The 5,393-nt window shown below is 60.2% G+C and carries 4 protein-coding genes; 3 read left to right on the top strand and 1 reads right to left on the bottom strand.

From position 1 onward, the window contains the following. A partial coding sequence (locus O3649_RS08860) for a hypothetical protein (protein WP_371573856.1) occupies window positions 1-683 on the bottom strand: 683 nt, incomplete at its 3' end. 395 nt (window positions 684-1,078) lie between these two features. On the opposite strand from O3649_RS08860, the gene O3649_RS08855 reads away from it, so the two are divergent. From O3649_RS08855 to O3649_RS08845, 3 genes are all read left to right on the top strand, one after another. Beyond that, complete coding sequence (locus tag O3649_RS08855) at window positions 1,079-2,488, top strand: dicarboxylate/amino acid:cation symporter (protein WP_371573854.1); 1,410 nt, start codon at window positions 1,079-1,081, stop codon at window positions 2,486-2,488. A 422-nt stretch (window positions 2,489-2,910) separates the two neighbouring features. Beyond that, window positions 2,911-3,624, top strand: coding sequence for a nucleoside triphosphate pyrophosphatase (locus O3649_RS08850; RefSeq protein WP_371573852.1), 714 nt, complete (start codon window positions 2,911-2,913; stop codon window positions 3,622-3,624). 156 nt (window positions 3,625-3,780) lie between these two features. Beyond that, the coding region (locus tag O3649_RS08845) for an acetyl/propionyl/methylcrotonyl-CoA carboxylase subunit alpha (protein WP_371573850.1) at window positions 3,781-5,393 on the top strand (1,613 nt) is incomplete at its 3' end.

Here is a 5,393-nt window from a genome sequence, read left to right as displayed (position 1 = left end):
TTGCCGGAGGAAACGGTGGAGGACTTCTTCGCGGTGCGGTAGGAGTCCTCGAAGCCGCCGCCCTTGGAGGACACGCCACTATAGACGGTGCCGTTGCTGGGGCGGGTGGTGCTACCTCCGGAAAGCTTGGAACCTACAGGAGGAATGTAGTGGGATCCGGAAGAATTAGCGGCACTTTGGCGACCCAGGTAGTACCAGAGGAACGCATTCGAATTATTGTGGGTGGTGGTCGAACCAGAAGTGCCTGAAGACCCAGAAGAGCCCGAAGAACTGGAGGAACCGGAAGAACCCGACGAGCTCGACGAGCCCGAGGAATCGCTACTGGACGAGTCGGTCGGCTCCTGAACGCCTGCCTTCTCACATTCACTATCTTCCACGCGCAGGCCGGTCTTCGCGTCCTGGCAGACGCGGGCGTACTCTTCGCCCTGCGACAAGAACGCATTCTCTTCCTGGTGCATGGAGTTGTAGGCGAAGATGCCGCCGCCAACCAGCAGCACGCCAGCGCCAGCTACGGCAATCATCTTGGCGATGCCGGGGCGGGTCGCACCCAGGTTCAGGGTCTGCTGGGCAGAGGTCTGTGCGGCGCGGGTAGCGAAATCTGCAACCGCTTCCATGCGATTGCGGGGCTTTTTCGGGCCGTTAGGGGTGGTGGTTCCGCCGGGGTATTGGGGAGCAGAACTCATGCATCTCTCCTTGAAAGGTGGTGCGTGGCGTAACGCTCAACGCGTACATGAAGCTGAGTGGGTACAGCATCATCCGGCGACTTTCGCCGGACTATCGGTGTGGTTCCAGCATATCAAGCCCTAGCTTTCGGATTATTAGCTGACGGCAAAATCTCAGCAAGCTTCGCCGCATGTTGCGCAGTTGTTTCCTTTCTGTTTGCTTTTGCGGCAATTCCTAATTAACTATCAGCCGATTTAACCGCCTGCTGGGATTAGCTGGTTGCCCTGTCGGTAGCTCTGTGGCAGGCCTGCCGGAAGGTCACGGTTCGTCACACATCCCCCACACTGCACCGGGTTTGCAATACTTCTTCACACAAACTCGCGCCGGAGTACACAAAAGCTTTAGAGTATGCCACATGTCTACACCGCATGCATCATCTCGTTCACGTCTGCCCAAGTGGGCTACTTCTTTCGGCAACCAAATCATTGCCTCCCTCATTCTGGGTATTGTTCTCGGCGCCCTCGCCCTCGCACTGGGCGGGGACGCGAAGAGCAACCCCAACTGGCTCATGGTGACCTTAGATACCATCGGCTCCTCCTACGTCACCTTGCTGAAGGCGGCCGTTGTTCCGCTGATTTTCACCGCCGTGGTCGCCTCCATCTCTAACCTGTCGCAGGTAACTAACGCGGCGCGTCTGGCGGTTAACACGCTCGTCTGGTTTGCGATTACCGCGTTCTTCGCGGTGCTCATCGGTATTGCGATGGGCCTGATCGTTCAGCCGGGCGTGGGCGCGCAGGTGCAGGGCAAGGCGTACACCGGCTCGACCGGTTCGTGGACCGCGTTCCTGACCGGTCTGATTCCGGTGAACTTCTTGGGTCTGGGTGTCAGCGCTAAGTCCGGCGATTCCGGCATTACCGCCTCGGCATCCTTCAACGTGCTGCAGATCCTGGTCATTTCCGGCGCAGTCGGCATTGCCGCGCTGAAGGTCGGTGAGGCAGCCAAGCCGTTCATTGACGTAGTCAAGAGCGCTCTGGCGATTATTCAGAAGATTCTGTGGTGGATTATTCGCCTGGCACCGCTGGGTACCGTGGGTCTGATCGCTAAGGCAGTGTTCGCGTACGGTTGGGCGTCGATGGGTTCGCTAGTCGCGTTCGTCATCGCGCTCTACATTGGCCTGCTGCTGGTCTTCCTCGTGGTCTACCCGATTATTGTTCGCGCGAATGGTCTGTCGGTCCGCCAGTACTTCTCTGGCGTGTGGCCGGCGCTCCAGCTGGGCTTCGTGTCCCGCTCTTCGATGGGTTCGATGCCGATGACCCAGACCGTTGCCGAACGCAACCTGGGTGTTCCCCGCGCCTACGCATCCTTCGCCGTTCCGCTGGGTGCGACCACCAAGATGGACGGTTGTGCCTCGGTTTACCCGGCTCTTGCCGCGATCTTCGTGGCTCAGTTCTACGGTATTCAGCTGGACTTCACCCAGTACCTGCTCATTGTGATGGTGTCCGTACTCGGTTCGGCTGCGACTGCCGGTACGACCGGCGCTATCGTGATGCTGACCCTGACCCTTTCCACTCTGGGTCTGCCGCTGGATGGTGTGGGTCTGCTCCTGGCGATTGACCCGATCGTTGACATGGGTCGTACCGCTCTGAACGTTGCCGGTCAGGCTCTGGTTCCCGCGATTGTGGCTCGCCGCGAGGGCATCTTGGATGAGGAGCTCTACAACGCTCCCCGTTCGGAGGGCGGCTTCGTGGCTCAGGAATTCTACGATGAGCGCATCGCCGGCGAGGCGCAGCGACTTCACGAGGTGGAGGACGCGGTACGCCGCTAATCTGACGAAGGCTCACGCACACGGCGCTAGGCGGTACCGCTTAGCGCCGTGTCGCTTCTCCGCCACCCATGCCTCAGTATGGGCAAAATACATTTGTCAAACGTCATAAAAGTGTCACTATTGATTCTTTTTTTCTTTAACGATTGAGAAGAGTTATGATTTTGAACGGCGTGTTCCATCTCCTACGTGGTTGAGGGGGATGGGACACGCTCTTTTTATGCCCACCGGTTTTATGCACCCCTCGTTATACCCCTCAGCTCGGCGCTCCAACCCTCCAGCAGATCACGCCCCCCCCAGATTGCACCAAGGCTCCGTGCTCAACGCTGACGCACCGGCGGAGGCTTCCACCCAGTGACCCTCAATCTGCACCCCAGAGTAAAACCCGAAAGTAAAACTCTCCGGCAACGCTTAAAATAGAACCCATGACTACCAGCGCTTCACCGACCCGACTGATTCTTGCCTCCGCCTCCCCGGCACGCCGCAAGCTCCTGGAAGACTCCCGCATCGCGTTCACGGTGCGCGTCTCCTCCGTAGATGAGGACGCCGCGCTCGCTACCGCCAACGAACAGGCGCGAGCACAGGGACGTGCGGGACTCACCACTGCTGAAACCGCATCCCTGCTGGCGCAGCTGAAAGCGCAGGCAGTTGCCGCTGAACTTGCTGCTGAAGGTGTGCGGGATGCGCTGGTTCTGGGCTGCGATTCGGTGTTCGAGTTTGACGGCGTTGCCTACGGTAAACCGCACACTGCCGAGGCGGCACGCGAGCGCATCAGCGCAATGAGCGGCAACCACGGCGTGCTGCACACCGGTCACGCTCTAGTGGATTTGCGCGGTATTGAGCCGGGCACTGAACCGCCTGCAACTTCTGAGTTGCCCACCGTTTCTGAACTACGTAGCGCCACCGTCCACTTTGATGAGCTCAGCCCCGAGGAAATCGAGGCGTACATTGCTACCGGCGAGCCGCTCTGGGTAGCCGGTTCCTTCACCCTGGACGGTTACGGTTCGGCGTTTATTCGCGGTATTGAGGGTGAGTTCCACACGGTGGTGGGTCTGTCCATTCACGCGCTACGCGATATGCTGCGCCGCCGCGAGGTTGCTGTGACCGAGTTGTGGCTGGCGCCCCAAGATGAGAATTAGAACCGACCTACAGTATAAATCTGTCTCAAAGCGCGCCCTGCAATACACATTGTTGAACACCAATCGATAAGATAGAACAGTATGATGCGCGTTATATTCGCCAATCCCGCCGATTCTAGATATCCTTTTCGGCAGGAGATTAAAGGAGAGCTTTAAGTGACTCAGCACCAGGCAGAAGCCGCCAAGAAATTTACTGCAGTCCCCGGCCGTCACACCGGCCCGGTCAGCAAGATTCTGATCGCTAACCGCGGTGAAATTGCTGTCCGCGTGATTCGCGCAGCCCGCGATGAGGGCCTGCAGACCGTCGCCGTCTACGCTGACCCCGACCGCGACGCCCAGCACGTAAAGCTCGCCGATGAAGCCTACGCTCTCGGCGGTGCCACCGCGGCACAGTCCTACCTGGTGATGGACAAGCTCATTGAGATTGCCATCCGCTCCGGTGCTGACGCCGTGCACCCCGGCTACGGTTTCCTGTCTGAGAACGCGCAGTTCGCGCAGAAGTGCATTGACGCTGGCCTGACCTGGATTGGCCCCTCCCCCGAGTCCATTACCCAGCTGGGCGATAAGGTGGCGGCACGCCACATCGCACAGAAGGTGGGCGCTCCCCTGGTGCCCGGCACCAAGGACCCGGTCAAGTCCGCCGATGAGGTTATTGCTTTCGCTGATGAGCACGGTCTGCCCATTGCGGTGAAGGCCGCATTTGGTGGCGGTGGCCGCGGCATTAAGGTGGCGCGCGACCGCGAGAGCATTGTTGAGATGTACGAGTCCGCCGTGCGCGAGGCAACCGCGGCGTTCGGTCGCGGTGAGTGCTTCATCGAGCGTTTCCTGGATTCGCCCCGCCACGTTGAGACCCAGTGCCTGGCGGATGCACACGGCAACGTTGTGGTGGTTTCCACCCGTGACTGCTCCCTGCAGCGTCGTAACCAGAAGCTCGTTGAGGAGGCGCCCGCACCCTACCTGAGCGATGAGCAGAACGAGCGCCTGTATGAGGCGTCCCGCGCGATTCTGCGTGAGGCTGGCTACCAGGGTGCCGGCACCTGTGAGTTCCTGGTCGGCACCGACGGCACCATCTCCTTCCTTGAGGTGAACACCCGTCTGCAGGTGGAGCACCCTGTCTCCGAGGAGATTTCCGGTCTGGATCTGGTTCGTGAGCAGTTCCGTATTGCCCGCGGCGAGAAGATTGAGGAGAAGGACCCGGTTCTGCGCGGTCACTCCTTCGAGTTCCGTATTAACGGTGAGGATGCGGGCCGTTCCTTTATGCCCGCCCCCGGTACGATCGAGAAGATGACCGTGCCCACCGGCCCCGGTGTTCGCTGGGATTCTGGCTTCGTGGCTGGCGACGTTATCGGCGGTAACTTCGACTCTATGCTGGCTAAGCTCATTGTCACCGGCGCGGACCGTGAGCAGGCTCTGCAGCGTGCTCGCCGCGCCCTGGCTGAGCTGACCATTGAGGGTATGCCCACCGTCATTCCGTTCCACCGCGTCGTTCTGGATGATCCCGCCTTCGCGCCGGCTGAGGGCGGCGAGTTCAAGGTGCACACCCGTTGGATTGAGACCGAATTCAATAACACCATCCCCATGTACTCCGGTGCACCCGGTAACGTGAACTCTGACGAGGACGAGCGCACCACCGTGGTGGTCGAGGTCAACGGTAAGCGTTTGGAGGTGTCCCTGCCCGATTTGAGCGGTGGCGCGAAGCCTGCCGCTAAGCCCGCCGTCAAGACCCGCAAGTCCCGTTCGGCACGCGGCGCGGCGAAGGGTGGCGGCGA

The sequence above is a fragment of the Rothia sp. 27098_8_29 genome (assembly GCF_041432785.1).
GTDB classification, from domain to species: domain Bacteria; phylum Actinomycetota; class Actinomycetes; order Actinomycetales; family Micrococcaceae; genus Rothia; species Rothia mucilaginosa.
This window is presented reverse-complemented; position numbering and strand designations above follow the sequence as displayed.